The following is a 25,326-nucleotide window of genomic DNA, read 5'->3' as shown; positions in this document are numbered from 1 at the left end:
ACATCCCAAACATAATATTTTACAATATAACAAAGAACAAAGAAACCAAGCAGTATGTATATTACAGAATAAACAAACATAAAATAGGAAGGAGGCATACACGAATGGCAACAGCAACAATCCCATTGAAAGGCAGCGCATCCATGGAATCAAAAAAAGTCAGTATTTCATCTAAACGCCAGATTACTATCCCGCAGAAATTTTTTACGCTTCTGGGTTTTAATACGGAAGCAGAATGTATCATGCGTGGAAACGAACTGGTTTTACGCCCCGTTAAAGAAAATACCAGTGGTGAATTTGCCGAACAGATTCTTGCCGATCTGATCAGACAGGGATATAGCGGTGAAGAATTACTTGAGAAATTTAAACAGACACAGCGAAAAATCCGTCCGGCAGTTGAAGCAATGCTTGCCGAAGCAGACCGGGTCGCAGAATCTAAATCAGGAGGATACTCCTTAGAGGATGTTTTCGGAACGGAGGATGAAAAATGACACAGGTACAGATCCTTCCACCTGCAGCAAAATTTCTGAAAAAACTTAAAGATAAAAAGCTGAAATCTCTGTACAAAGAAGCTATTGAAATGATATGTGAAGATTATTCCATCGGCGAAGAAAAGACAGGTGATCTGGCAGGAATGTACGGTTATGACATTTATTATAATAAAACTAATTATGAACTGGCATATCGGGTGAGACAGCTTGATGATTTGATAATCATCATTATCATGGCCGGAACCAGAGAAAATTTTTACGAGGAGTTAAAACGTTATATACGCACTATATAACAGTACATATTTGTATCACAAGATAATCCCCCGGAAGTTAATCAGTACTTCCAGGGGATTATTCTATTGACAAAATTTATTCCTGCGCTCCCGTATCAGATGTCAGATATCTTTGCCATGTCTCATTGACATTCTGAATATAGCATTTTACAATAGAACAAAGAAACCAATCAGTATACATGATAAAAAACACTGAACAGAAAGGAGTCATTTCCATGGGACGATTTGTAAATTCGGGAAACAGCGCTTTTCAGGTTGCGCTGAATTCAGAAATCTATGTAGATAAAACCGGTTTACTGGCATATACAAATAAGGTTATGGACACCACTGCAAAATTCATATGCAACAGTCGCCCCCGTAGGTTCGGGAAATCCATCACTGCCGATATGCTCACCGCATATTACTGTAAAGGCTGTAGTTCCGAAGAAATGTTCTCATCTCTGGAAATCGGTCAGGCACCTGGTTTCACGAAATATCTGAATCAATATGATGTGATCCATCTGGATATTCAATGGTGTATGGAACCAGCCGGCGGTCCGGAGAATGTAGTTTCCTACATCACTGAAAAAACGATTCTGGAATTAAGAAATTATTACCCTGAAATTCTGCCTGACTCCATAAGCTCTCTGCCTGAGGCTCTGTCCTGCATTAACACTGCCACTGGTCAAAAGTTCGTAGTAATTATTGATGAATGGGATGTTTTAATCCGAGATGCCTCTACCGACCTGGTAGTCCAAGAGGAATACATCAACTTTCTCCGCGGTATGTTCAAAGGTTCTGAACCTACCAAATATATTCAACTGGCTTACCTCACCGGGATTCTTCCAATCAAAAAAATCAAAACACAGTCAGCTCTGAACAATTTTGCGGAGTTTACAATGACTGACGCCAGGATCTTTTCCAGATATATTGGCTTTACGGAGGAAGAAGTACGAATGCTCTGCGAAAAATACCACCGGGATTTCTCCAAAACCAAGCACTGGTATGACGGTTATCTGCTGGAGCAATATCAGGTATACAATCCTAAAGCAGTAGTAGAATTAATGATCTGGAATAAATTCCAAAGCTACTGGTCGGATACCGGAACCTACGAAGCAATTGTGCCTCTGATCAATATGGATTTTGACGGACTCAAAACTGCCATTATAGAAATGTTGTCCGGTAATTCCGTAGAAATCGATCCTACGACTTTCCAGAATGATATGGTGAACTTTACCTGCAGAGATGATATTCTTACCTGCCTGATCCATCTGGGATATCTGGGTTATGATCAGGACACTCATTCTGCATTTGTTCCAAACGAAGAAATCCGTCAGGAACTTGCCAAAGCTGTTAAACGAAAGAAATGGAATGAATTTCTGACATTCCAGCAGGAATCCTCAGAGTTGCTGGATGCCACTCTGGACATGGACGCAGACACTGTGGCCAGATCCATTGAAAAAATACACAATGAATACGCTTCAGCTATTCAGTACAACAACGAAAACTCCCTCAGCAGCATTCTGTCCATCGGTTATCTCAGCACTATGCGGTATTATTTTAAACCTATACGTGAATTTCCTGCAGGCAGAGGTTTTGCAGATTTTGTCTACCTCCCAAAACCAGAATATTCCAGAGATTACCCTGCACTTGTTGTTGAGTTAAAATGGAATCAAAATGCCCAGACCGCAATCCGGCAGATAAAAAACAGGCAGTACCCTGAGGCTGTTACAAATTATACTGACAATATTTTACTTGTTGGAATTTCTTATGATAAAAAACAGAAAACACATAATTGTGTAATCGAAAAATACTCTGAGAAATAATAAAGGGGCTGATTGTCCTTTACGAAGAACATCTTACCGATTATCTATACGAGAAAAGAAATGCAGGAATGGGAAGCTCTTGTAAGCTAACCCATTCCCACTCTCTGTCTATTCCTTCGTCATTTGTATTATTACCAGAAGTTTCCTGATACTTCCAATCACTTTATATATGTCCATAATGATTTTCAGACAGTCATTCTTATAATATTTTTCTTCTCCCATGGAAACAATACCGCTTTCACATATATTCTATATTCAGCGCTTGAAAGTACCAGGAATTAATAATTTTTCACGCACAAAATCTTTAAAATCGCTTCTTTGTTTCCATATCCTGATTGTATCACACAGACTCCCGAAATCGCATGCATTCACACAAACAACTATATTTCACTACATATTTAACCGATTTTTTCCAATCTTCCTCACAGACAAATTGCATCCCGTTATTTTTTATAGTATGATTATTGGAAATACAGTTCATTTTATCCATCTGGCATATCCGACAGATATTGTCACTGACATAAGAAACTACAACCACTTTAATCCAAAGGAGCTTAATCCAATTTTGAAACTTGCAATCTGCGAAGACAACCCTTCACATTATGAAATAATACATACTATTCTGCAAAAGTATCCTCCGGGAGCTTTTGAAATAACACATTTCGCATCCGGTGATGAATTTCTCCGGACTGTTGCTGAAAATGGATGTCCTTATTCCATTGTACTGACAGATATTGATCTTGGTTCTGACAATGTAAATGGCATCTCACTTGCAGAAAAGATCAACTATATCAGCCCGGACACTCAGATTATTTTTATCAGCCAGTATCTGCAATATGCTACCGCAGTATATGAGACAGAACATGCCTACTTTATCCATAAACAGCAGATGGAAAAGTATCTTCCTCTGGCTCTGAGGACAGCATGCCAGAAGCTCGAGAAACTGCATACACGGTATCTGTATTTCTCCGGAAATTCACGCAATTATCAGGTGCTCTGCTCCGATATTCTTTATCTGGAACGAAATCTGAGGCAGACCACGATCTATACCAGAACAGGAACATATACAACAAAAGAAAGACTGACAGCTCTTACAGAAAGAATGAAACCAGATTTCTGTCTCTGCCATAACAGCTTTGCCGTTAATCTTCATGCTGTACGTACTTACAGTCATAAGGGCATTATACTTTCTGATAATACAGAGATCCCTGTCAGCAGATCTTATTACCAGCAGTTTAAGGACGCGTTTGCTTTCATGATGCTTGCCGGTCACAGGGAGGTGCAGTAAATGAGCAGTCATATGATCAATCTATTCTTGTGTATTCTATCCAGCCTTTATCTGTGTTTTGGACTGCTTTACTTTTGCTGCAGGATCCTGCCAAGCAAACACAAGATCTCACTCCCGCTGTTTTTGTGTCTGTCAGTATTTATGGCACTGTTATTTTGGATCAAACGTGAATCACAGCATAATGGAATTACAATCGTATTTCAGCTTACAACATTTCTTGTAACACTTTTTTTATTCCAGGCATCTTTTATGAAAAAATTAGCCGTTTATTTTATTTTCCAGCTGCTGATAATCTGTCCGGAAATTTTATGTACCAGTGTTTTCATTGCACTTCATAATCTTTTTATACCGACCGATACCTATACTCCGCACAACCTGATATCCAGTTGTTCACCTGCAGAATATTTCGTTATCGAACTCTCCAACATCCTGCTTGGCCTGTTTCTTCTCTGGAAAATATCAGAAATCCTGCGGCAGTGTATAGATTATTTGAAAATACTCACCTTTTTACAACTGTTACTGCCACTGATCGCTCCGGTTTTTCTCAATGTTATAATTTCCCTTCAGAAAAAGCCCGAAGCAGTTCTGGCTCTGAGCATCATTTACTGGATCATATGCATCGGCAGTTATCTGTTGTTTCTGCGTGCAGTCCGTTCTTTAGCCCAACAGCACAGGGAATATTTACAGAAAAAAATGGAAATTAAGCTGATGAAAAAGCAGATAAACGATTCCGTTCAGTTAAGTAATGAATATGCCAGTCTCCGGAAATGGAATCACGATATTGAGAATCACATCATGTCTGTCATGTATTTGATGGATATGAAAAAATATGAGGAAGCAGAAACATATACCGCTTCTGTTCTGTCCCGGATTAATTGCAGACCACAAGAAAAACAACCAGAGGAGGATTGCAGTCATGAGAAAGAACATTAAATTGATTCCTTTATTTCTCTTCCTCTTTGTATTCCAGCTACTATATTTTCTGTCTACAATTTATACAGAAAAAATTGATCATATGTTTCTGATCCTAGCAGTATTTATGGTCCTTATCTGTATCCTTTTATACTGCGTTCTTTCTGATGTGTTAAAGAAATCCAATACTGAAATGGAACTGGCTTTTCTTCAAAAGCAGAAACAATTAAAACAGGAACAGGATTACAGTCTTCAGATTCGCAGACAGGATACTCGGGATTTTCAGATCAAAACTGTACAGGGACTTCAGGACTTCCAGTCACTCCTGGAACAGGAAAAATATGAACAGGCTGATACTGCCATCAGAAATCTGAATCAGACTTTTCAGAAGGAACGCTTTCATCCTTACTGTCAGAATAACCTGTTGCAGGCAATCCTGGAAGGGAAACGGCTTCGTGCAGAACAGAAACATATCCAGGTATCCTACGAGATCCTTTTACCGGAAAAGATTTCCATTAATACGACTGACCTGAGCAGTATATTTTTTAATCTTCTGGACAACGCTATCGAAGCTTGTAGCGCTTCCGGCAATCCTGATCCTGAAATCCGGCTGTCTGCAAACATTTCCAACGGATTTCTGACTGTGTATATGCACAATACCAAGAACCCGATGCAGACTTTTACACATAAGACTACGAAATCAGAACCGGGAGCTCATGGATATGGGCTTTCTATTATTGAAGATATCTGCCAGAAGTATAATGGCTCTTATCAGTGGATCGACCATAATAATACTTTTGATTCCATTGTCTTACTACAGATAAAAAATCTCTGAAAAAAGGAGGCGCTTTCCATGCCAGTTACTCCCACGATCGAAGTAGATGATACCCTGAAAGAACGAAGTTCTCACGGCTCCTTTGAACTTCCCATAGAAACTTATACAGACAACTGCGAAATCTTCCATTCCCTCTACAACCACTGGCATGACGAGATGGAACTGATCTATATTGAATCTGGCAGCGGACTGGTCCGTCTGAATAAAGAGATCCTCCGCGTCAAGGCCGGTGACCTGATCATTGTGAACCGTGGGGTTCTCCATGGCATAAAAACAGATCTGAAGAATATCCTTTATTTCCGTAGTATTGTTTTTGACCTGAACTTTCTGTCAGGCCCGGCGGGAGATTTATGTCAGGAACGTGTCATTTCCCTGTTGATGGATAATCAGGCGGAATTTACCCATATTATTTCCAGATCTGATGACAATTATGGGAATATCTGCCTGCTTTTTGACAGGATCCATTCCTGCCATAAAGAAAAAAAGCCGTATTATTTCGTAAAATTAAAGGCTCTGTTCTTCAGCTTTTTCTACGAAATGCTCATGGGAAATTACATCACTCCCGCAGATAAGGAAGAGAACAAAAGTCTTGCTTCTATTAAAAAGATCCTGGACTACATCAACCTCAATTATTCACAGTCACTGACCGCGGCAGAGCTCACTGCGCTCTCCAATTACAGCGAATACTACTTTATGAAACTGTTTAAGCAATATACCGGCAAGACTCTGATCGCCTACATCAATGACCTGCGCATCGAGAAAGCCAAGCCTCTGCTTCTGCATTCCGACTCCTCTGTCACAGAGATCGCACTGGAAGTAGGTTTCAACAACACCAGCTATTTCATCAAGAAGTTCCAGCAGGCAACCGGAATGTCTCCTCATAAGTTTCGCAGAAACCTGTCATAAAATCGCAATTTTGTTGTATTTTTTTGAATAGACTGCTGATATAGTTATAGATGTCAGCAAGAGAACTTCTCTTACTGATATAACCCAAAACAATACACTATTCAAACCTAAAAAAATAAGCAATCTAACTCATAAAAAACACATATTTATTTCAGAAAGGGAGATTACGATGGAAAATTTAGAAAAGCTCATCTATGACCTGTATAAGAAAAATGCACGCCAGTGCACAAATGAAGAAATTTACAACGCATTATTAATCTATACAAAAAATCAGCTCTTTGAAAAAGGCTATCAGAATGGAAAGAAGAAAATCTATTACATTTCCGCAGAATTCCTGATCGGTAAATTATTATCCAACAACCTGATCAATCTGGGAATCTATGATGATGTTGCTGCATTCTTAAAAGAGAATGGAAAAGCCATCGCTGACATCGAAGAAGTTGAACCGGAACCATCTCTTGGAAACGGTGGTCTTGGACGTCTGGCAGCATGCTTCCTGGATTCCATCGCAACTCTCGGTCTTCCGGGCGAAGGTATTGGTCTGAATTATCATCTGGGTCTTTTCAAACAGCTCTTTGAGAACAGACTTCAGAAAGAAACTCCGAACCCATGGATTGAAAAACACAGCTGGCTCACACCTGCAGGTGTTTCCTATACTGTACCGTTCCGCGGATTCTCACTAAAATCTTCCCTGTACGATATCGACGTTGCAGGCTACAATAACAAATCCATTCATCTGCACTTATTTGACATCGATCTGGCAGACGAATCTATGGTTCACGATGGAATTTCCTTTAACAAAAAGGACATCCTTCACAACCTGACACTGTTCCTGTATCCGGATGACAGCGATGATGACGGACGTAAACTCCGTATCTTCCAGCAGTACTTCATGGTATCCAATGCTGCACAGTTCATTCTTGACGAGGCAACAAAGAAAGGCTGCAATCTGCATGACCTTGCAGACTACGCAGTGATCCAGATCAACGATACTCACCCAAGTATGATCATTCCTGAACTGATCCGTCTCCTGACAGAACGTGGAATCGCCTTTGATGAAGCTGCTGAAATCGTATCCAAAGTATGTGCTTACACAAACCATACTATCCTTGCAGAGGCTCTGGAAAAATGGCCAATGGACTACCTTCTTGATGTAGTTCCTCACCTTGTACCAATCATCGAAAAGCTGGATGAAAAGATCAAAGCAAAATATCCTCAGGAAAATGTAGCCATCATCGACAAGAACAACCTGGTTCACATGGCACATATGGATATCCACTATGGATTCTCCATCAACGGTGTTGCTGCCCTGCATACAGAAATCCTGAAAACAAGCGAGCTGAAAGCTTTCTATGATATTTATCCGGAGAAATTCAACAACAAAACTAACGGTATCACATTCCGCCGCTGGTTAATGCACTGCAATCATCCACTGACAGACTATATTACCTCTCTGATCGGTGATGAGTTTAAAACAAATGCAACTGCTCTGGAAAATCTCCTGAAATATAAGGATGATGAGGCAGTTCTGAACAAGCTTCTTGAGATCAAAACAGAAGCTAAGAAAACCTGTAAAGAATTTATCCTCTCTAACACAGGTGTTGAAATTAATGAGAACAGCATCTATGATATCCAGATCAAACGTCTCCATGAGTACAAACGCCAGCAGTTAAATGCTCTGTACATCATCAGCAAATATCTGGAGATTAAGGGTGGCAAAAAACCATCTCAGCCTGTAACCTTTATCTTTGGTGCAAAAGCAGCTCCTGCTTATGTGATCGCAAAGGATATCATTCATCTTCTGCTCACACTCCAGGATCTCATCAAAGATGATCCGGAAGTTGCACCATACATGAAGCTTGTTATGGTTGAAAACTACAATGTATCCGCAGCCGAAAAATTATTCCCTGCATGCGATATTTCTGAGCAGATCTCCCTGGCTTCCAAAGAAGCAAGTGGTACAGGTAACATGAAGTTCATGCTGAACGGTGCCGTTACTCTGGGAACTATGGATGGCGCTAATGTTGAGATCAGCGAACTGGTTGGTGAAGATAACATCTATATCTTCGGTGAATCCAGTGAGAAAGTTATCGCACATTACGAGAAAGCTGACTACTGCTCCAGAGATATTTATGAAAATGACAAACGCATCAAGGAATGTGTTGACTTCATTGTAAGTGAAAAGATGCTGGCACTTGGCCACAAAGAAAATCTCGAAAGACTGCACCACGAACTGGTAAGCAAAGACTGGTTTATGACACTGCTTGACTTCAACGATTATGTTGAGAAGAAAGATCAGGCACTGGCTGATTACGCAGACAGAAAAACATGGGCAAAGAAGATGCTGGTTAATATTGCAAAAGCCGGATTCTTCTCTTCTGACAGAACTATCGAACAGTACAACAACGATATCTGGCACCTGACACCGGCAAAATAATCCAATAAAATTTGTGATCATATAAATTCTGTAAAAAACAAACAGCAGGCATTGTATATTCGATGGAATATACAGATGTCTGCTGTTTTATGTTTATCAGATCATAAAATCATAAAAATCTCCCACTGTGTTAATTCAAATCAGACTATAACTACGGCAACCGAATCCGAGCAAAATATACCGCTTTATATATCCTTGTAATAAGCAGGAGAGATAACATCCGCCTCCTTACAGGAACATCCGTTCTCATAACTGTCGCAGCAGTCACAGTTTGAACAGTACATATGAGTATCCGGGATATAAAACAAGCCTCCATAGAGCGGTGAAGTACGGAGTTCTTTTGACTCTTTCTTGCTGTTGGCAAAATGGATTCCATTAGAGATTAGCATATTTTCAGGTTCATACTGAGAGAAATCAAAATAATGTCCCTGTGTTCCATGATGGGGCACCTTGATACACCAGTAATGTTCGTATAATGGCAATTTTCCATCATAGTTCTCTGCGATCATTTTCAGATGCTCAGGCTGTGCATCCCCGGTAAACAAAAGATTTAATTCTCCGTCTCTGGCATTCTGGAACACAATACTGATCTTATGTTTGAACTGCCGCAGATTTATCTGATTCTCATTCAGCCATGCCAGCAGTTTCTTAAAATCAGGAAGTGCTTTGATTCTGCGAAATTCACGCTCATACACATATGCCCGGATAATTTTCTGACGGACCTCCGGCTGTTCTGTCAGCTCAGATGCTGTTAAATCTGTTTCTTTTTCCACAGTTTCCGCCGGTTTATTGCCTTCAGCAGTCATAGACCATACGATCAGTCTCAGTTTCTCTGCAAATTCAAGCAGAACATCCATTACTTCTTTAAATTTCCCGTCTTCACAGATTCTGTTATAGACTTCGTCCGTCTCCTTCCAGATTACATCTGTATCCGGCCAGAGTGCCTGATATTTGTTTTCAAACAGTTTTCCCCTGCTTAACAGTTCCACGTTCTGTTTGTTCTCCAGAAGTGCATCCACCAGTGCAAACAGGCTGACCTGACGGCTTGGCAATCCGGATTCTTTTAACAAATCTGCCAGAAGCAGCAACACCAGTGTTCTGCTCATTTCTTTTTTTGAAAAAACATCGGGAAGATAAATTTTCCCAAAGTCAACAGAAATATCTTTTTTCTTCATCATATAAAGAAGCCCTGACAGATGATCCATATGAAAATGTGTCAGAAGCAGATTTTTACTCTTGATCGTAGACAGATCTGAGATGATCACATCAAATATTTCTCTTCTGGGGCGCCCCTCTATCCTGCTGTTATTTGTTCCGAAATCTACCAGCAGACTCTTCTTTCTGTCCCGGAGACAGAAGCAGTCTCCGAAACCTACATTATACATTCGTACCTTCATTCTTTTCCCTCTTGTTTACAATGGTTAATTTTATTTTAATATAGGGAAATTGGAAATGCAAGAGGGTGTTGTTTGTGTTATTATAGTGTCGTATGATTACTGGTTACTGTTCACATATCACTATTCCGCAAGGTGTTTTAGCATAAATATGCCAAAATCCCGAGACATACAAGCCAAAATCCCATTGCCGCAGGCAATCTGGAATGAATTTTGGCTGCGTTACTGAGAACAGAGTAAACAGTAACTCATCCGAAATAAAAGAGCGTGTTTGAAAAATGTTTTTTGCAAGATGTGTGTCACAATTTGTGAGAATGATTTTTCAAATACACCTGAGGAAAAACAAATATAAAATATCAGCAGAATGGAGATAGAACACTTATGACAAAACAGGAACTGGCTCTCGAGGTCATTGAACGGTTAAAAAAGGAATATCCTGATGCAGACTGCACTCTGGATTATGATAATGCATGGAAATTACTGGTAAGTGTGCGTCTGGCTGCACAATGTACAGATGCAAGAGTAAATGTAGTTGTACAGGATCTGTATGCAAAGTTCCCTACTGTAGAAGCTCTTGCAAATGCAGATGTTGCAGATATCGAATCAATCGTACGTCCCTGTGGTCTGGGTAAGAGTAAAGCAAGAGATATCAGTGCCTGCATGAAAATCCTCCACGAACAGTATCATGACAATGTTCCCGGGGATTTTGATGCTCTGCTGAAACTTCCCGGAGTTGGAAGAAAGAGTGCCAATCTGATTATGGGAGATGTATTCGGCAAACCGGCGATCGTGACAGATACCCATTGCATCCGTCTCTCCAACCGCATCGGTCTGGTCGATAATATGAAAGAACCTAAGAAAGTAGAAATGGCTTTATGGAAAATCATTCCGCCCGAAGAAGGCAATGATCTCTGTCACCGCCTGGTCAATCATGGCCGCGATGTCTGTACAGCACGCACTAAACCTTACTGTGACAGGTGCTGTCTGAATGATATCTGTGAAAAAAATGGTGTAGACAGCCAGGAATAATTACTTTATACACATATAACCAAAATAATCCATACCATTATACACATTATCCCAAAGAAAATCCCCATCTCTGTGTTTCTTTAACCAGAGCGTGTTTGAAAAATGCTCTAGCTCAGCAGATGAGGACTTTCTTATTTGCCTAAATGTGCTCCTCAAGGCTTGCGAAGAAAAGTTCATAGAAATCGTCTTCCCCTGCAAGCTTCGGAGAGTTTTCACCTCCACCGTTGGTACTTCTTCGCATGGTAGCATAAAATTCTTCTCCGGCTGTGATCATATCCATCTCATAAATCTGATATCCCAGTTCCCGACACTTCGCGCAGAAAGCGGCAAGCGGCTGTTCTGCCTTTCTGGTGTCCATCAGTTCCTGCCAGATGTTACGGTCTTTCAGCGCTTTTTCTCTTAATTCGTCTAACATTGCTCCGATTTCCATAATAACATTCCTCCTCTTTGTTTTCTGACCTTCATCAAATAACTATTCCATCGTTATCTGCAGAATTGTTACTTCATCAGTTCATAATAAAATATATACTGCTGCATCACGCCCCGGCAGCCCTTATAACGTCTGTTTGGAAATCCCCGTTTATAATGAGCATCCAACGCCTGGCGGATGTGAGTATCTACAGGAAATGCATCCAGCTGATGCAATCCGAAAAGACAGATACAGTCAGCTACTTTCTCACCAACTCCATACAGTCCCAGCAGTTCTTTTCGTGCAGCTTTATAAGTCATATCATGCAGACTGTTAAGTGAAATATCTCCGAAACAGACTTTTCTGGCTGTGTCCAGCACATATTTTGCTCTGTATCCCAGATTGCACTCCCGAAGCTGTTCTTCCGTTGCCAAAGCCAATGCCTCTGCAGTCGGAAACGCATAATATTCTGCACCTGTGCTGCTTGTTTTTCTTACTCCAAATTCCCGGCTGATATTTTCAATACACTTCTTTATTCTTGTAATATTATTCTGTTGAGAGATCAGAAATGAAATAATCATCTCCCACAGATCCTGTTGCAGAATGCGGATTCCGCTTCCCATCTCTCCTGCTGCTGTCAGATATTTATCCCTTGGATTGATCATGTTTATATATTCACTGTAATCACAATCCAGATCAAAATACCGGATCCAGAAGAAAATGAAATCTTCTTCCGGACAAAAGAAATTGACAATTCCTCTCTCCTGAGTCAGTTCCAGATATTTATCTCCCGCAATCACCCGGTAACGATCATCACCGATCTGATCCATCCGAAAGCACTGCCCGGATCTGCAGATCTGCCCCAGGTCAAAATTATCCATTTCTATTGTCAGCATACTATATAACCCCTTATCCTTCTGTTACCAATGTTACTAATAACTCTTTTTTTTCTTGATGAATATATGAATGTATTATATACTATTCTAAGTATAAACGTAAAGCAGAAAGGGGTTCTTACCAATGAAATTTATATATCCTGCGGTTTTCCGCAAAAATGAAGAAGGCAGATATAAAGCATTTTTTCCGGATCTTGCCTGTTGTGAAGCTGAAGGCGACACTCTCGACGATGCGATCGATAATGCAAACGAGGCTGCTTATAACTGGATTTATGCAGAAGTAATGGAAGATGAAATGGATCTCCCTGCAATTTCCGACGAATCCGATCTGGATCTGCTGGAGGGAGATATTGTAAGAAATATTCAGGTCAATATCCGTATGTATGACGGATGGGATGAGTAACCACTACCCGCAACGACAAATTACAGAAATTCAGCTCCGTTATGTTACAATAAATCAAACATTAACGGAGCTTTTTTATTATTTAAATCTGCTCAGACACACTTCGGTGTACTATCTGCAAAACAATTTTTTTCTCTCGTTTTGCACTTCAAAAGGAGGTTTTACTATGAAAGCAAGAAGTTTTAAAAAATTCTTTGTGAGTATTGCACTCAGTGCTGTTCTCACGTTATCGTCCGCTTCCTCTGTATTCGCAGCCACAGCACAGCTGGCACCCGCTGAACAATCTGTGGAACAGGCTCAAAGTGACGATTCTGACACCCCTGCCATTGAATCATCCGATGCACAGAATGCCTGCGCTTCTCTTACCGCCCAGCCAGGGATCAGACAGACAGCAGCTTCCGAGAATTCTGTAACTATTCAGTGGAACCCTGTTACCAATGCTTCCAAATATGCTGTCAATATCAGCCCTTTAAGTTCCTCTTCCTATCGTTTTCTCGGCTATATTGGCAATACCCGCAACAAAGCTAAGATCAATAAGCTAAAAGCAGGAACTGCTTACGTTATTAAAATCACAGCACTGAATTCATCCGGCATTGCGATTTCTTCCCGTACTGTGGGATGTACCACGCTTTATTCAAAGGTAAAGATTAAATCTTCCTATGCATCAACCGGCAGATATACCTTCAATATGCAGACTGTAAACCCTTCAAACTCCATTACAGGTTATAAGGTTGTATACCAGAGTTCTGCAGCCCACAAACTTATAACTAAATATTTTAATACCAGATATTCCTTTACCATTCCAATATCCGGCAATACATTTTATCAGGTGAAGATTTACCCTTACCTGGTTCTGGGAAATAAACGGTATGTAAGTTCAACCTCTACGGACAGATATATTTCCAATGTCATCACTCTTCAGAAAGCAGGCAACACAAACAGCTCCATGAGCGTAAAATGGAACAGAACTGCCGGTGCAGACAATTACAGTATTTACATAAAATATCCGGGAAGCAGTTCTTTCAAAAAAGTAAAAACAACAACTTCCAATTTCTTTACACTCACCGGAATGAAAAAGAATACCAAGTATGGCATTAAGGTAATTGCCAATAAAAAAGTGAAAAACAAAGTATGGCATTCTGATTCCAAAGCCTATAATATGTCCTTAGTCTGACCATAGTTATCCATAGCAATTGCATAAATCCGGCTACGTTATCAATGACGTAGCCAAAATTTTATATTGACTTTCCCATATCTAAGTGATACACTGATTGTAATTGAGACAAGGGGTGCTTGTGTAAACGGGCTGAGAGTAAGCTGTATCGCTTTAACCCATTACCTGATTTGGATAATGCCAACGTAGGGAAAGTTATAGTTCTTCCACACTGCAATATGCTTGTTGGCGTATTGCAGTTTTCCTTTTACTCTGAACGGACATATCATATTATCTCCCCCCTGTTTTAATTGCGGATAAATAGTCAGGCAAATGATTTCACACGCCTGAAAGGCAATAAAATATTGCCACGACAGACCGGGGGCACCACTCTCTGTCACACCAGTAGTTTACTTAAAAACTTACGAATATGCGCAGGTGCAAGTCCCTGCTATATGCAGGAGGCGCAGTTCATTTAATATTGCTGTTTATCTATTACTATGTGCAGCAATTAAGAGCCCACAGTGCAGGGCAAGGAGGAAAAAATGACACAGTATACAACGCAGATGGACGCGGCACGTCAGGGAATCATCACACCACAGATGGAAATCGTAGCAGAAAAAGAACACTTTGACGTGGAAGAATTAAGAGAACTGATTGCAAAAGGACAGGTAATTATTCCCTGCAACAAAAATCACAAGAGCATCAGTCCGAGCGGTGTCGGTGCAAAGCTGACCACCAAGATCAATGTAAATTTAGGTGTTTCCAGAGACTGGAAAGACGTTGATATGGAATATGAAAAGGTACATTCAGCAGTAGAAATGGGTGCAGAAGCCATCATGGATCTCAGCTCCTACGGAGATACCAGAAGCTTCCGCCGCAAACTTACATCCGAATGTCCGGCAATGATCGGTACTGTTCCGATCTACGACGCAGTAGTATATTATCACAAAGCACTTGGCAAGATTACTTCTGAAGAGTGGATTGATATCGTACGTATGCATGCAGAAGACGGCGTGGATTTTATGACTATCCACTGCGGTATGAATCGTGCAACCGCAGCACGTTTCAAACAGAATAAACGTCTCATGAACATTGTTTCCAGAGGTGGTTCTATTATGTTCGCATGGATGGAAATGACAGGAAAAGAGAACCCGTTCTATGAACATTTTGATGAAATTCTTGATATCTGCAGAGAGTATGATATCACTTTAAGTCTGGGAGATGCATGTCGTCCCGGATGTATTGCAGATGCAACTGATACTGCACAGATTGAAGAGCTGATCACTCTCGGTGAGCTTACCAAACGTGCATGGGAAAAGGATGTTCAGGTTATGATCGAGGGACCTGGCCACATGCCGCTGAACCAGATCGCAGCTAATATGGAGATCCAGAAAACTCTTTGCCATGGCGCTCCTTTCTATGTACTTGGACCGCTTGTAACAGATGTTGCTCCCGGATATGACCACATTACTTCCGCAATCGGCGGTGCGATTGCTGCTTATTCAGGTGCTGCTTTCCTCTGCTATGTAACACCTGCAGAACATCTTCGTCTGCCAAATGCAGCTGATGTAAAAGAGGGAATTATTGCTGCCAAAATTGCTGCTCATGCTGCTGATATTGCCAAAGGAGTTCCCGGTGCCGCAGAATGGGATTATAAGATGAGCGAAGCGAGAAAACGTCTTGACTGGGAAGAAATGTTCAAACTCAGCATGGATCCTGAGAAAGCAAGACGCTACCGCGCAGAGGCCAAACCTGAGAAAGAAGACACCTGCAGTATGTGCGGAAACTTCTGTGCCGTAAAGAATACAAACCGTATTCTGGATGGTGAAATTGTTACTATTTTTGATGAATGATGCTTTTATAAAAGCCGTATTTCAACATGTTTGATTGTTGAAATACGGCTTTTTATTTACTATATCTTCATCATATCTGACATAATACATCCACCGGCTGAACCATGTTCCATAATCTCATTTAACTGTCCTGTTCCCGGATGTATCCCTCCTATGGCATATACAGGAATCTTTACTGCTTTACAGACATTCTCCAGAAATTCCAGTCCTCTGGGTGGAAGTCCTTTTTTACAGTCAGTTGTATAAATATGTCCTGCCGTAAGATAATCAGCTCCCAGACTTTCTGCTTTCAATGCATCTTCTACGGAGTGGACCGAACTTCCGATCTGCCGGAAACCTCCAAGCTTTCCCTCATATTTTTCCAACAGAAATATTGGCAGATGAATGTATGGATGATGCAGTTTTTCTGCTACGTTTACATAGGTATGTAATATGCAGGGAACCTGATATCTCTTACAGATTTCCAGTATCTGCTCTGCCAGACGAGAATATTCTTCCTCCGGCAGATCCTTTTCCCTCAGAATAACCGCCTTCGGATGAAGGCTGCATACACGCTCGATCTGTTCTGCAAAGGGACGCTGACACAGGGAGCGGTTGGTAACTGCAATTACATTTTCATAAGGATTTTTCTGCATTTTAGAGGTACACATAATCATTCATAACCGGCTGAAGATCATGATCCAAAAGTGCCTTATAGACTTCATCTACAGACCTTCCGTCTGAAATCTCAAACTGGTCATCTCCTTTATCTTCGATATCCTCCACATGACTTCCGATTCCTGTGCTGACTCCTGCTGAAATCTTTGTCGCAGCAATTCCAACCAGGTTATCGCGTACACGCTCACACTCTCTGGTAGATACCGTAATGCTTGCAAATGGCATGAACAGACGATAGGCGCAGACCACCTGAAGCAGCTGTGGTTCATGTACATCCATAGGATTAATACGGTCATTGTTGATGATCGGCCGAAGTCTCGGACAGGAAAATGCAATCTCTGCATGAGGATATTTTCTCTGCAAAAGATATGCATGATATCCGGTGGCAAAAGCATCCTTACGGAAATCATCCAGTCCCAGAAGTGCAGCAAATCCTACTCCTCGCATACCACCCTTTAAAGCACGTTCCTGTGCGTTCAGACGATAAGGAAATATACGCTTGTGCCCTGCAAGATGCAGAGTTTCATACTTATCTGAATTATAAGTCTCCTGGAATACCGTTACATAATCAGCTCCGCATTCATGGAGATGTGCATACTCATCTGAATTCATAGGATAAACTTCAAGTCCGATTACTTTGAAATATTTCCGGGCAATCTTACATGCTTCTCCGATATATTTTACATCAGATTTTGCTCTGCTCTCTCCTGTAAGAATCAGGATTTCCTGCAGTCCTGTCTTTGCGATAGCAGCCATTTCCTTATCAATCTCTTCTGCATTCAGCTTTGCTCTGCGGATCTTATTATGGCAGTTAAATCCGCAGTAAATACAGTAATTCTCACAGTAATTTGCAATATAAATAGGGGTAAACATATACACACTGTTCCCAAAATGTTTCCTAGTTTCTTTCTGCGCAGCCTGTGCGATTTCCTCCAGAAGAGGCAATGCAGCCGGAGACAGCAGTGCCTGAAAATCCTCTGGTGTACGGTTATCATGAGCAAGTGCCCTGCGTACATCTGCCTCTGTATATTTATCATAATCGTAAGCATTCATGGCAGAAATAACCTGATCCATCACGTCTGATTCTTCCAGTACTTCCATTCCCGGAAGATATTTCATATGATCGATCCTGTTCTTTTTCATATCTTCCAGAATCACTTCATTGACAATACTTTCGTTGAAGTGTTCCCCATGTTCCATATTTTTTTCTGTTGTTTCCATTGATGTTTTCTCCTCTTTATTACCATTTAGTAACTTTCGTTTTCCTATAAATTAATACCTACTCCGCAGTTATAGCAATCCTCTAAAATAATGCATCTTAATCCAGCCCATCAGAGTGTGAAATCCTGCGTCAGATATCTTTGCCGTGCGTCAGCACGCCTGCAGATATCTTCCTTGTCTTTCGCACGCTGCTGAACTGTCTTAAATGCATTATTTACGAGGATTGCTATAATCAAAAATCTCATTTTAGAATGATTTTTTATTTATTACTCATGAAGAAAACCAGTCAGTGGAGAGGATGCGCTTGCACCTTTTTCCAGGGTTCTTCCCAGTCCGGCAAGGTATGCACTTCGTCCTGCTTCAATAGCTTTTTTAAATGCTTCAGCCATTATCTGCACATCACCTGCTGTGGCAATCGCAGTATTTGCCATAACTGCAGATGCCCCCATCTCCATGGCTTCACACGCCTGAGAAGGACGTCCGATTCCTGCATCTACAATGATTGGGAGCTCAATTTCGTCAATCAAAATCTGGATAAATTCCTTAGTGCACAGACCTTTATTAGAGCCGATCGGAGAACCCAGCGGCATGATGCAGGCAGCTCCGGCATTTACCAGATCTCTGGCTGCATTCAGATCCGGGTACATATAAGGCATTACTACAAATCCTTCTTTTGCAAGAATTTCTGTAGCTTTAACAGTTTCATAGTTATCCGGAAGCAGATATTTTGAATCATGGATCACTTCGATCTTTACGAAATCACCGCATCCGATTTCTCTGGAAAGTCTGGCAATACGAACTGCTTCTTCTGCATTTCTGGCACCTGAAGTATTGGGAAGAAGAGTAACATTTTTCGGAATATAGTCCAGAATATTTGCCAGTCCACCTTCATTGGCACGACGCAGAGCCAGAGTGATGATCTGCGCATCTGCCTTTTCAATACATGCTTTCACCAGATCCAGAGAAAATTTTCCGGATCCCAGAATAAAACGGGAAGTAAATTCATGACCTCCCAGAATCAGTTTGTCTTCATTATTTGTACTCATAATTTAAGTCCTTCTTTCGTATATTATAATGTGATATCAGGATATTCCTGTTTATCTTCCACCTCCCATGAAGCTGACTATTTCCAGTATGTCATTTTCATGTAAAACAGTAGTGCTGTACTCGGCTTTTGACAGAATTCTTTCATTTAATTCTACTGCAATCTGGCTGGGCACATAGCTGTTTTCCTCCAGATATTGCTCTATTGTAAGAGTATTCTGCAATTCTTTTGTTTTTCCATTAACAGTAACAAGCATACTTTCTCCTTTCCGGGAAAAGAAGGTCTGGCCTCTACAACATAAAAAAGAGTCCACAAAAGAATACACCCGCGGTGGTGCACCCCTTCATGAACTCTGTTCACTCTCATCTTTCCCAATATTCATCTGTTATAATGTAAATTTCCCTGTAAGCCCCCGGTTTTCTCTCACTTATTACAGATTGATTACCGGACAGCTGAATTTCTTCAAATGCATGAGATAAATAAAAAGGAGATGCCAGTCATCTCCCTTTAAAATCATATCTTATAGGTTCCTACGTTGGCATTATCCAAATCAGGTATATGGGTCGAAGTTGATGACTTCCTCTCAGCCTGCACTCACAAGCTCCCCTTTCTTTACATGGATAAAGTATAATCTTTTATCCCATGTGTGTCAAGACCATATTTCTACATCCTCAGTTTCTTATGAAACTCCCGCATCGTATCCTTCTTGCAGAAGATAAACAGTGCAGCCAATGTCAGAAAACTGATTCCGGCACAGATTACTGAAGGTACGGCAAACTGCACAATTCCAGTCCAAACCAATATCATCGGAATCAGTCCTGCAATTCCGGCCTGTACAAGATAAAACAGATATTCTTCCCTTTCCAGACGGTTTATTTTTGCGATCACAGGAACAGAAAACTGCACTGCCAATATCCCGAAAGGAATCACAAAATCCACAGACCAGCCCTTCCATCCGGTAAACCGGTCCCATAGGATCGCAATTACTGATATGAGTAAAAGCTGCCACATTTCATTCTTCAGAATATTCCTGCGTTTAAAATATGCTACCATAACTACCAGCCACGCACAGGCACAGCCTGCTCCTGCAAACCAGAACCAGTCCAGTGATCCGGCTGTCATGAAATTGATCATTCCGCAGATTACCGCAATCGCAAGACACAGAAAACTAAAGGTCTGAACCACTTTCTGGTTTTCTTTTTTCTCCAGTTTCTGTCTCTCTCCATATCCTGGAAATTCATTTTTTAATTCTCTGTGTGAAACGTTTTCTTCACTCAGCATTCTCTGGAAATTTCTCTGGATGCTGTCATCCGGTATCTTGGAGGTGAATCCCAGAACCATCTCATCTCCGTAAGAGCAGGAACACATCTGAAGAGAATTGGTGCTTGCAAAAATTCCGAAATGCTGAATATATTCTTTATACTCTTCCGGAAAGCGGATAATTCCAATGTTGGAATAAACTGCTGTGATGCTTCTGCTTCCCAGGTTTGCTCCGATCATCAGAAAGTATTTCTTGATTTCCAGCGGTACAACACGTACCAGTGGATTCTTTTCGATGCGCACATATCCGCTCATATGCATGGCGATTTTTTCTTTTGCCAGTTCCTGTTCAAACTGCCGTTTCACATCTGCCAGAACTTCTTCAAAAGTTGTTGTATCTGAAAAAGTATAACCAACCTCGATCCATCCAAAGAAGTTGGTCATGGACTGAGATGGAAAATAGTTTCTCAGATTTACCGGGATCATCAAAGCTATGGGGCGTTTCTGCTGATTCTTCGGTACTTCTTCCCGAATGGAACACAGCATCATGGCGGTCAGCAGGATCGTGATGGAGACACCATAGGAACGGGCTCTCTGGTGGATATCTTTTACAGAAAGAACCACTTCTGTAATGTGCATATCTGAATGAACCAGCTTCTCCCCTTTCAGCTTTACCGCTGCTTTTTTCTTTTCTTTGTCCTTCGGTATATCTGAGGAATAATACTGGGAAAAGCTGTCTTCTTCTTTGTCTCCGTGCGTGATTTCTTCTGCATTTTCTATCCTTGGAAGATTGCTTTCCGGATGTGCAAGGATCAGGTAATTCTGTACCAGTTCCTGGAGAAAATGCATAGCTCCTGTACCGTCTGTCAGTGCATGAAATACTTCAAAATTGATTCTGTTTTTATCATAGCTGACCTGAAACAAAAGGGATTTTTTATCCGGAATATACAAACGGCTGCATGGCGGCTCTGTCTCCTGTTTTACAACGGCTCTCAGACTTCTGTGCTCCAGATAAAACCAGAACAGACCTTTTCTCAGAACTGCCTGAAACAGCGGATATTTTTCCATTGCCTGATCCAGTGCGCTTTGCAGGATTTCCCCGTCAACCTTTTCTTTTAGCTGACAGTAGAACCGAAAGACTCTGGTATCGTCTTTTCCTGTCACCAGAGGAAATGCCAGTGCCGCATTATCCAGTTTTCTCCATTTCGAATATCCTGTATCCATAGTTTCCCTGCTTTCTTTTTCATCTTGCATATTTTATATCTTTGATACTCCCTCATAGATAAAACAGAAAACTGCCCTGCCCTCTATAACTGCTGTCTGAATAAACAGAAAGTGTAATCAGAGTATCTTTTCATAACTCTTGTTCAAAAATTCGTTGATATATTTAAAACTCTCCTGTACATGCAGAAACTTGATTCCCAGCGCGAAAAATCCATGGAAGGCACCATGAATCCTGTGGAGTTTTACATGATTTCCGGCTTCTTCCAGGTTCTTTGCATATGCTTCCCCTTCATCCCTGAGAGGGTCATATTCTGCTGTGAGGACCAGAGTTTCCGGTAAATCTTTCAGATTATTTTCCAGAATCGGAGCAAAATATGGATTTTGTCTGTCCTCTTCGGTTCTCTGGTATAAGGTAAGATAATCTTCCATTTTTACTGCTGTCAGGAGATAATCGCTTCCATTTTCGTGTACGGATGGATAAGGAGATTCTTCTGTATAACAGTTTCCAAGTGCCGGATAGATGAGAATCTGGCGTTTGGGTGTGAAGTCGCCTCTGTCTCTTGCCATCAGGCATACGGCTGCTGTCAGGTTTCCACCTGCACTGTCACCCACGATCGTGATTTTCTCAGGGTCTGTATTTAAGATCAGCTCATTCGAGTAGAGAGCTTTTGCTGCCGCATAGCAGTCCTCCAGGGGAACCGGGAATTTGTGTTCCGGAGCAAGCCTGTATTCTACGGAAACTACAATATGTGCTGTTGCCTGTGCCATTCTGGAGCAGACACGGTCATAATTTTCCACGCTTTCCGTTACCCAGCCACCGCCATGAAAAAACAGCAGGATTGGAAATATATTGCCCTCTACAATCCCTGCCTGCATTGCTTCCTCTGTCGGGAAATACAGGCGGATCGGCACGGCATGATCTCCGTTATAAACTTTCGCATCCAGCTTTTTTACAAAAATCCGCATAGCATCCAGTTGTTTCAGATCTGCCAGTTTTCTGGAAGAATCCACTTCTATATTTCCATACGACAGTGTATGCAGAATTGTTTTCATTGTCTTTGATATCAATATTTCTTATTTCCTTTCTGACTATATAAGCATTTATTTATTATCCGGTAACGCCCGTTGCGTCACTATAAGCAGGCATAAAAATCCTTTGTCCTATAGCACACAACCAGGCGGATCATTTCACATACTGCTTATACTTAATGACGTTCATCCTCATTGCTGTACATTTCACAGAATCTTGCAGCAAATGCAGGTGGTTCATCATGTACATATAAATGGGAAATGTCTCCAAATGCACTGACACGGAAGCTTGCGATTCCTTCCCGTCTTTCTTCTGTGTTTACGGTTGTCACAGAGCTTGGCGCCGCACACAGTCCATGCCAGAGTACCATAGGAGATACGCTCATCAGATGACTGAGAAGTACACATTCCAGTCCGAAATGGCAGAAGAATACCAGTGTGTCATCGTTTGCCTTTGTAACTCTGTAATAGTGTCCTTCACGGACATATCCATGCTCAGCCAGAAGTTGATCAAATTTTCCGGTTACATAATCATAATAGCCTTTGGCGTCTGATTTCTGTAATCTTTCGTTTTCAAACCAGTGATCATACTGATAAAATCTCTCGTCCTGTGTCCAGTCCTGTGGCAGCCAGTCCCACAGGATTTTCTTTCTGTCCGTGATGTCCGGGCGGTCGATCAGGACATTAAATTCCTGTAACCAGTCACATTCTGTTGCTGTCCGGTTCATCTTTTTTAAGGTAAGAGAGGCGGTGTCTCTTGCTCTTCCAAGAGGGGAAACATAAAACTCTTTTACATCAAGTTTCGCCAATCTCTCCGACAGATATTCCACTTCTTTCCATCCTTTTTCTGTCAGAGAATCAATGGAATAATCCGGGTCCCCGTGTCGTACGATCACTAATTTCATTTGTATTTCTTTCCTTTCCAAGTCACTTATGTATATGTTTATGCGATATCCGGAGCGAAAAATATTTTACTCCCAATACCTCATAAACGAATTAATTCATCACAGAACAACTCCTGTGATTCATTATTTTTCTACTCTGTTTTATTTTACATTTTCCATTACAAATCTGTGTGCATTTTTATAGAAAATCTTTTCTGTCAGTTCTTCTGTAAAACCGTGTTTCAGAAGTTCTTCTCTTAAAAATGGCATAGACTGGACACCTTCTATGTGTGCCGGGAAGAGTCCGTCGCAGCCGTCGAAATCGCTTCCAATGGCAAGGCAGTCTTCTCCGCCCATTTCCAGCACTGCATCCATATGTTTCAGAAGGTCAGATATCTGTGGTTTCTCACCAACGAACGGTGCGAAGAAATTCATTCCTATGATTCCTTTTCTGGAGATCAGCTCTTTCAGATGTACTTTCTGAAGGTTTCTCGGCGCATCCCACACTTCTCTGATATCAGAGTGAGAAGCCATGACCGGTCTGTCTGTCAATTGAAACAGATCTTCCACTCCCTGATCTGACAGATGGGAAATATCCATCACGATTCCCTGATCCGTCAGGACTTTTACCATTTCTTTTCCTCTGGCAGTCAGACCCTTGGCCTGATCTGCGGCTGCTCCGCAGGCATATTCATTTTCATAATTCCAGGTCAGCATTGCGAAGCGAAATCCCATTTCCCGGATCTTTTCTACATATTTACCCATAATGGATAAATCCTCAATAGATAAAAATGCCGCTGCTTTTCTCTGCCTGTGTGCTTTTTCCATTTCTTCTCCGGTCAGGCACAGAGCGATCTTGCGGTTTTCTTCTGCAAGATATGCCATAGCACGGTCATAAAGACGAAAAAAATCCCTGTCCGGTTCCTCTTTGTCCAGCTTCACCGCATCTTTCCAGATTGCAAAAATCTGTGTGTAATTCTCTACAAAGTTTCCCACTCTTTTCAGATCCAGATTGCAGGAATTTTCATCCAGTGTATCTCCTGGTTTTAAAATTTCAGTCAGTGTATCTACATGACAGTCAAAATAATTCATTTTATCCGCCTGTTCCTTTCTTTTATCCTGGTACATTATTTTCCAAATAACTATACCAGATATTTTCCTGAACCTTTTTCTGCATTCAGCTTACCATTCTTATATACGGTTTGTCCAGACTTGATTACTATCTGAATTTTACCTTCTAACTGTTTTCCCTCATAAATGGTGTAATCCAGGTTGCTTTTTCTGTTTTCTACATGAATTTTGGTATTTTCTTTTTCTGTGATCAGTACAAGATCCGCATCACTTCCCGGCTGAATACAGCCTTTCTGAGGATATCTGTGGTAAAATCTTGCTGCATTTTCTGATGTGAGTTCCACAAATCTTTTCATGGACAGTCCGCGTTTCTTCACGCCTTCGGAAAAGAGATACAGCATCCTTGTCTGAATCCCGTCCCACAGCAGATCCGTATCTTTCTGTTTGCGCAGAGGCGGCGTCATGGTATATAACGCCCCCTGTTCCCCTTTCAGTTTTTCATCTGTAAACTCCAGATAATGCGGGCAGGTTTCCAGCAGGAATCCTTCTGTATGCTCATTTTGCTTCCGAACGCTCCAAGCAGCATAGATCTGTAAACACTCAGCGGATTCTCTCCCACCATCGCGATCACGGCTGCTCCGAGCACCAGAGCAAGCACAATCGACAAAACAGGTTTTAAAATTTTCTTGATGTTCATTGTTCTTCCTCCTCGATGACTTTGCTTCTCTTCAGATTTCCGGCAAAACTCTGTGTAGAGTAGGCGGATGAAATTTTCATCCGCCCCTCATCAAACCGTGCATGAGGTTCTCCCTCACACGGCTTTCCGAC

Annotated in this window: 25 protein-coding genes and 2 riboswitches; of the genes, 12 read left to right on the top strand and 13 right to left on the bottom strand. The window is 41.3% G+C overall.

Annotated elements, in window-relative coordinates; genetic code table 11:
- Positions 1-104 precede the first annotated feature (104 nt).
- From I4V44_RS07005 to I4V44_RS06970, 8 genes are all read left to right on the top strand, one after another.
- Positions 105-491 (top strand): AbrB family transcriptional regulator, encoded by a 387-nt coding sequence (locus I4V44_RS07005; protein ID WP_044996646.1) that lies wholly within the window; start codon positions 105-107, stop codon positions 489-491.
- Positions 488-784 (top strand): type II toxin-antitoxin system RelE/ParE family toxin, encoded by a 297-nt coding sequence (locus tag I4V44_RS07000; RefSeq protein WP_055059457.1) that lies wholly within the window; start codon positions 488-490, stop codon positions 782-784. Before I4V44_RS07005 ends, I4V44_RS07000 begins: the two co-directional genes overlap by 4 nt.
- A gap of 215 nt (positions 785-999) precedes the next feature.
- Positions 1,000-2,589 carry an AAA family ATPase gene (locus I4V44_RS06995; RefSeq protein ID WP_055059458.1) on the top strand — a complete coding sequence of 530 codons (1,590 nt, stop codon included), beginning with the start codon at positions 1,000-1,002 and terminating at the stop codon, positions 2,587-2,589.
- Between the two features lie 565 nt (positions 2,590-3,154).
- Positions 3,155-3,877 carry a LytR/AlgR family response regulator transcription factor gene (locus I4V44_RS06990; RefSeq protein ID WP_055053386.1) on the top strand — a complete coding sequence of 241 codons (723 nt, stop codon included), beginning with the start codon at positions 3,155-3,157 and terminating at the stop codon, positions 3,875-3,877.
- A gap of 249 nt (positions 3,878-4,126) precedes the next feature.
- Positions 4,127-4,810 carry a hypothetical protein gene (locus tag I4V44_RS06985; RefSeq protein ID WP_147418846.1) on the top strand — a complete coding sequence of 228 codons (684 nt, stop codon included), beginning with the start codon at positions 4,127-4,129 and terminating at the stop codon, positions 4,808-4,810.
- Positions 4,794-5,624, top strand: coding sequence for a sensor histidine kinase (locus I4V44_RS06980; RefSeq protein ID WP_055053339.1), 831 nt, complete (start codon positions 4,794-4,796; stop codon positions 5,622-5,624). Before I4V44_RS06985 ends, I4V44_RS06980 begins: the two co-directional genes overlap by 17 nt.
- Before the next feature lie 18 nt (positions 5,625-5,642).
- Positions 5,643-6,530 (top strand): AraC family transcriptional regulator, encoded by an 888-nt coding sequence (locus tag I4V44_RS06975; protein WP_022380938.1) that lies wholly within the window; start codon positions 5,643-5,645, stop codon positions 6,528-6,530.
- Positions 6,531-6,699: 169 nt separating this feature from the next.
- Positions 6,700-8,967, top strand: a complete 2,268-nt coding sequence (locus I4V44_RS06970) for a glycogen/starch/alpha-glucan phosphorylase (RefSeq protein WP_118409206.1) — start codon at positions 6,700-6,702, stop codon at positions 8,965-8,967.
- A gap of 185 nt (positions 8,968-9,152) precedes the next feature.
- On the opposite strand, the gene I4V44_RS06965 is transcribed toward I4V44_RS06970, so the two are convergent.
- Positions 9,153-10,364 (bottom strand): MBL fold metallo-hydrolase, encoded by a 1,212-nt coding sequence (locus tag I4V44_RS06965; protein ID WP_118409207.1) that lies wholly within the window; start codon positions 10,362-10,364, stop codon positions 9,153-9,155.
- A gap of 378 nt (positions 10,365-10,742) precedes the next feature.
- On the opposite strand from I4V44_RS06965, the gene I4V44_RS06960 reads away from it, so the two are divergent.
- A complete protein-coding gene (locus I4V44_RS06960; RefSeq protein ID WP_008707061.1) occupies positions 10,743-11,390 on the top strand; it encodes an endonuclease III domain-containing protein in 648 nt (215 codons plus the stop codon).
- 139 nt (positions 11,391-11,529) lie between these two features.
- Here I4V44_RS06960 and I4V44_RS06955 read toward each other — a convergent pair whose 3' ends face one another.
- On the bottom strand, positions 11,530-11,820 hold the full coding sequence (locus I4V44_RS06955) for a hypothetical protein (RefSeq protein WP_008707062.1): 291 nt from the start codon (positions 11,818-11,820) through the stop codon (positions 11,530-11,532).
- 68 nt (positions 11,821-11,888) lie between these two features.
- A complete protein-coding gene (locus tag I4V44_RS06950) occupies positions 11,889-12,695 on the bottom strand; it encodes a DNA-3-methyladenine glycosylase family protein (RefSeq protein WP_008707063.1) in 807 nt (268 codons plus the stop codon).
- A gap of 124 nt (positions 12,696-12,819) precedes the next feature.
- Between I4V44_RS06950 and I4V44_RS06945 the strand changes: the two genes are divergently transcribed.
- The 3 genes from I4V44_RS06945 to thiC all read left to right on the top strand — a co-directional run bounded on the left by I4V44_RS06945 (position 12,820) and on the right by thiC (position 16,107).
- The gene (locus tag I4V44_RS06945) at positions 12,820-13,098 is read left to right on the top strand and encodes a type II toxin-antitoxin system HicB family antitoxin (RefSeq protein ID WP_008707065.1); all 279 of its coding nucleotides are present in this window, start codon (positions 12,820-12,822) and stop codon (positions 13,096-13,098) included.
- A 166-nt stretch (positions 13,099-13,264) separates the two neighbouring features.
- On the top strand, positions 13,265-14,272 hold the full coding sequence (locus tag I4V44_RS06940) for a fibronectin type III domain-containing protein (RefSeq protein WP_020993273.1): 1,008 nt from the start codon (positions 13,265-13,267) through the stop codon (positions 14,270-14,272).
- Positions 14,273-14,373: 101 nt separating this feature from the next.
- Positions 14,374-14,482: riboswitch (TPP riboswitch) on the top strand.
- A gap of 314 nt (positions 14,483-14,796) precedes the next feature.
- Positions 14,797-16,107, top strand: coding sequence for a phosphomethylpyrimidine synthase ThiC (gene thiC, locus I4V44_RS06935; protein WP_008707069.1), 1,311 nt, complete (start codon positions 14,797-14,799; stop codon positions 16,105-16,107).
- Positions 16,108-16,166: 59 nt separating this feature from the next.
- Here the strand turns inward: thiC and I4V44_RS06930 are convergent, their stop codons facing one another.
- The 10 genes from I4V44_RS06930 to I4V44_RS06885 all read right to left on the bottom strand — a co-directional run bounded on the left by I4V44_RS06930 (position 16,167) and on the right by I4V44_RS06885 (position 25,195).
- The gene (locus I4V44_RS06930) at positions 16,167-16,742 is read right to left on the bottom strand and encodes a thiamine phosphate synthase (protein WP_020993274.1); all 576 of its coding nucleotides are present in this window, start codon (positions 16,740-16,742) and stop codon (positions 16,167-16,169) included.
- Position 16,743: 1 nt separating this feature from the next.
- The gene (gene thiH / locus I4V44_RS06925; RefSeq protein ID WP_008707072.1) at positions 16,744-17,985 is read right to left on the bottom strand and encodes a 2-iminoacetate synthase ThiH; all 1,242 of its coding nucleotides are present in this window, start codon (positions 17,983-17,985) and stop codon (positions 16,744-16,746) included.
- A gap of 266 nt (positions 17,986-18,251) precedes the next feature.
- The gene (locus I4V44_RS06920) at positions 18,252-19,031 is read right to left on the bottom strand and encodes a thiazole synthase (RefSeq protein ID WP_008707074.1); all 780 of its coding nucleotides are present in this window, start codon (positions 19,029-19,031) and stop codon (positions 18,252-18,254) included.
- 51 nt (positions 19,032-19,082) lie between these two features.
- The gene (thiS, locus tag I4V44_RS06915; RefSeq protein WP_118330834.1) at positions 19,083-19,286 is read right to left on the bottom strand and encodes a sulfur carrier protein ThiS; all 204 of its coding nucleotides are present in this window, start codon (positions 19,284-19,286) and stop codon (positions 19,083-19,085) included.
- A gap of 253 nt (positions 19,287-19,539) precedes the next feature.
- Positions 19,540-19,648, bottom strand: a riboswitch (TPP riboswitch).
- Positions 19,649-19,693: 45 nt separating this feature from the next.
- Complete coding sequence (locus I4V44_RS06910) at positions 19,694-21,514, bottom strand: DUF6320 domain-containing protein (RefSeq protein WP_055199897.1); 1,821 nt, start codon at positions 21,512-21,514, stop codon at positions 19,694-19,696.
- A gap of 117 nt (positions 21,515-21,631) precedes the next feature.
- On the bottom strand, positions 21,632-22,567 hold the full coding sequence (locus I4V44_RS06905; protein ID WP_055199898.1) for an alpha/beta hydrolase: 936 nt from the start codon (positions 22,565-22,567) through the stop codon (positions 21,632-21,634).
- Positions 22,568-22,719: 152 nt separating this feature from the next.
- Positions 22,720-23,448 carry a histidine phosphatase family protein gene (locus tag I4V44_RS06900; protein ID WP_055199852.1) on the bottom strand — a complete coding sequence of 243 codons (729 nt, stop codon included), beginning with the start codon at positions 23,446-23,448 and terminating at the stop codon, positions 22,720-22,722.
- Positions 23,449-23,589: 141 nt separating this feature from the next.
- Positions 23,590-24,519, bottom strand: coding sequence for a dipeptidase (locus tag I4V44_RS06895; RefSeq protein ID WP_165858220.1), 930 nt, complete (start codon positions 24,517-24,519; stop codon positions 23,590-23,592).
- A 50-nt stretch (positions 24,520-24,569) separates the two neighbouring features.
- Complete coding sequence (locus I4V44_RS06890) at positions 24,570-24,962, bottom strand: amidohydrolase family protein (protein WP_055199854.1); 393 nt, start codon at positions 24,960-24,962, stop codon at positions 24,570-24,572.
- A 26-nt stretch (positions 24,963-24,988) separates the two neighbouring features.
- Positions 24,989-25,195 carry an ABC transporter permease gene (locus tag I4V44_RS06885; protein WP_055199855.1) on the bottom strand — a complete coding sequence of 69 codons (207 nt, stop codon included), beginning with the start codon at positions 25,193-25,195 and terminating at the stop codon, positions 24,989-24,991.
- Positions 25,196-25,326: the final 131 nt, after the last annotated feature.

The organism is Blautia sp. 1001283B150304_161114_C9, assembly GCF_015668165.1.
Lineage (GTDB): Bacteria > Bacillota > Clostridia > Lachnospirales > Lachnospiraceae > Blautia_A > Blautia_A wexlerae.
This window is presented reverse-complemented; position numbering and strand designations above follow the sequence as displayed.

Coding starts and splice junctions, on each gene's coding strand:
- I4V44_RS06975 (WP_022380938.1), top strand. CDS start 5,643: ATGCCAGTTACTCCCACGATCGAAGTAGATGATACCCTGAAAGAACGA.
- I4V44_RS06950 (WP_008707063.1), bottom strand. CDS start 12,695: ATGCTGACAATAGAAATGGATAATTTTGACCTGGGGCAGATCTGCAGA.
- I4V44_RS06995 (WP_055059458.1), top strand. CDS start 1,000: ATGGGACGATTTGTAAATTCGGGAAACAGCGCTTTTCAGGTTGCGCTG.
- I4V44_RS06885 (WP_055199855.1), bottom strand. CDS start 25,195: ATGAACATCAAGAAAATTTTAAAACCTGTTTTGTCGATTGTGCTTGCT.
- I4V44_RS06940 (WP_020993273.1), top strand. CDS start 13,265: ATGAAAGCAAGAAGTTTTAAAAAATTCTTTGTGAGTATTGCACTCAGT.
- I4V44_RS06920 (WP_008707074.1), bottom strand. CDS start 19,031: ATGAGTACAAATAATGAAGACAAACTGATTCTGGGAGGTCATGAATTT.
- I4V44_RS06905 (WP_055199898.1), bottom strand. CDS start 22,567: ATGAAAACAATTCTGCATACACTGTCGTATGGAAATATAGAAGTGGAT.
- I4V44_RS06930 (WP_020993274.1), bottom strand. CDS start 16,742: ATGCAGAAAAATCCTTATGAAAATGTAATTGCAGTTACCAACCGCTCC.
- thiS (WP_118330834.1), bottom strand. CDS start 19,286: ATGCTTGTTACTGTTAATGGAAAAACAAAAGAATTGCAGAATACTCTT.
- thiH (WP_008707072.1), bottom strand. CDS start 17,985: ATGGAAACAACAGAAAAAAATATGGAACATGGGGAACACTTCAACGAA.
- I4V44_RS06980 (WP_055053339.1), top strand. CDS start 4,794: ATGAGAAAGAACATTAAATTGATTCCTTTATTTCTCTTCCTCTTTGTA.
- I4V44_RS06890 (WP_055199854.1), bottom strand. CDS start 24,962: ATGACGCCGCCTCTGCGCAAACAGAAAGATACGGATCTGCTGTGGGAC.
- I4V44_RS07000 (WP_055059457.1), top strand. CDS start 488: ATGACACAGGTACAGATCCTTCCACCTGCAGCAAAATTTCTGAAAAAA.
- I4V44_RS06965 (WP_118409207.1), bottom strand. CDS start 10,364: ATGAAGGTACGAATGTATAATGTAGGTTTCGGAGACTGCTTCTGTCTC.
- I4V44_RS06970 (WP_118409206.1), top strand. CDS start 6,700: ATGGAAAATTTAGAAAAGCTCATCTATGACCTGTATAAGAAAAATGCA.
- I4V44_RS06985 (WP_147418846.1), top strand. CDS start 4,127: ATGAAAAAATTAGCCGTTTATTTTATTTTCCAGCTGCTGATAATCTGT.
- I4V44_RS06895 (WP_165858220.1), bottom strand. CDS start 24,519: ATGAATTATTTTGACTGTCATGTAGATACACTGACTGAAATTTTAAAA.
- I4V44_RS06945 (WP_008707065.1), top strand. CDS start 12,820: ATGAAATTTATATATCCTGCGGTTTTCCGCAAAAATGAAGAAGGCAGA.
- I4V44_RS06960 (WP_008707061.1), top strand. CDS start 10,743: ATGACAAAACAGGAACTGGCTCTCGAGGTCATTGAACGGTTAAAAAAG.
- I4V44_RS07005 (WP_044996646.1), top strand. CDS start 105: ATGGCAACAGCAACAATCCCATTGAAAGGCAGCGCATCCATGGAATCA.
- I4V44_RS06900 (WP_055199852.1), bottom strand. CDS start 23,448: ATGAAATTAGTGATCGTACGACACGGGGACCCGGATTATTCCATTGAT.
- I4V44_RS06910 (WP_055199897.1), bottom strand. CDS start 21,514: ATGGATACAGGATATTCGAAATGGAGAAAACTGGATAATGCGGCACTG.
- thiC (WP_008707069.1), top strand. CDS start 14,797: ATGACACAGTATACAACGCAGATGGACGCGGCACGTCAGGGAATCATC.
- I4V44_RS06955 (WP_008707062.1), bottom strand. CDS start 11,820: ATGGAAATCGGAGCAATGTTAGACGAATTAAGAGAAAAAGCGCTGAAA.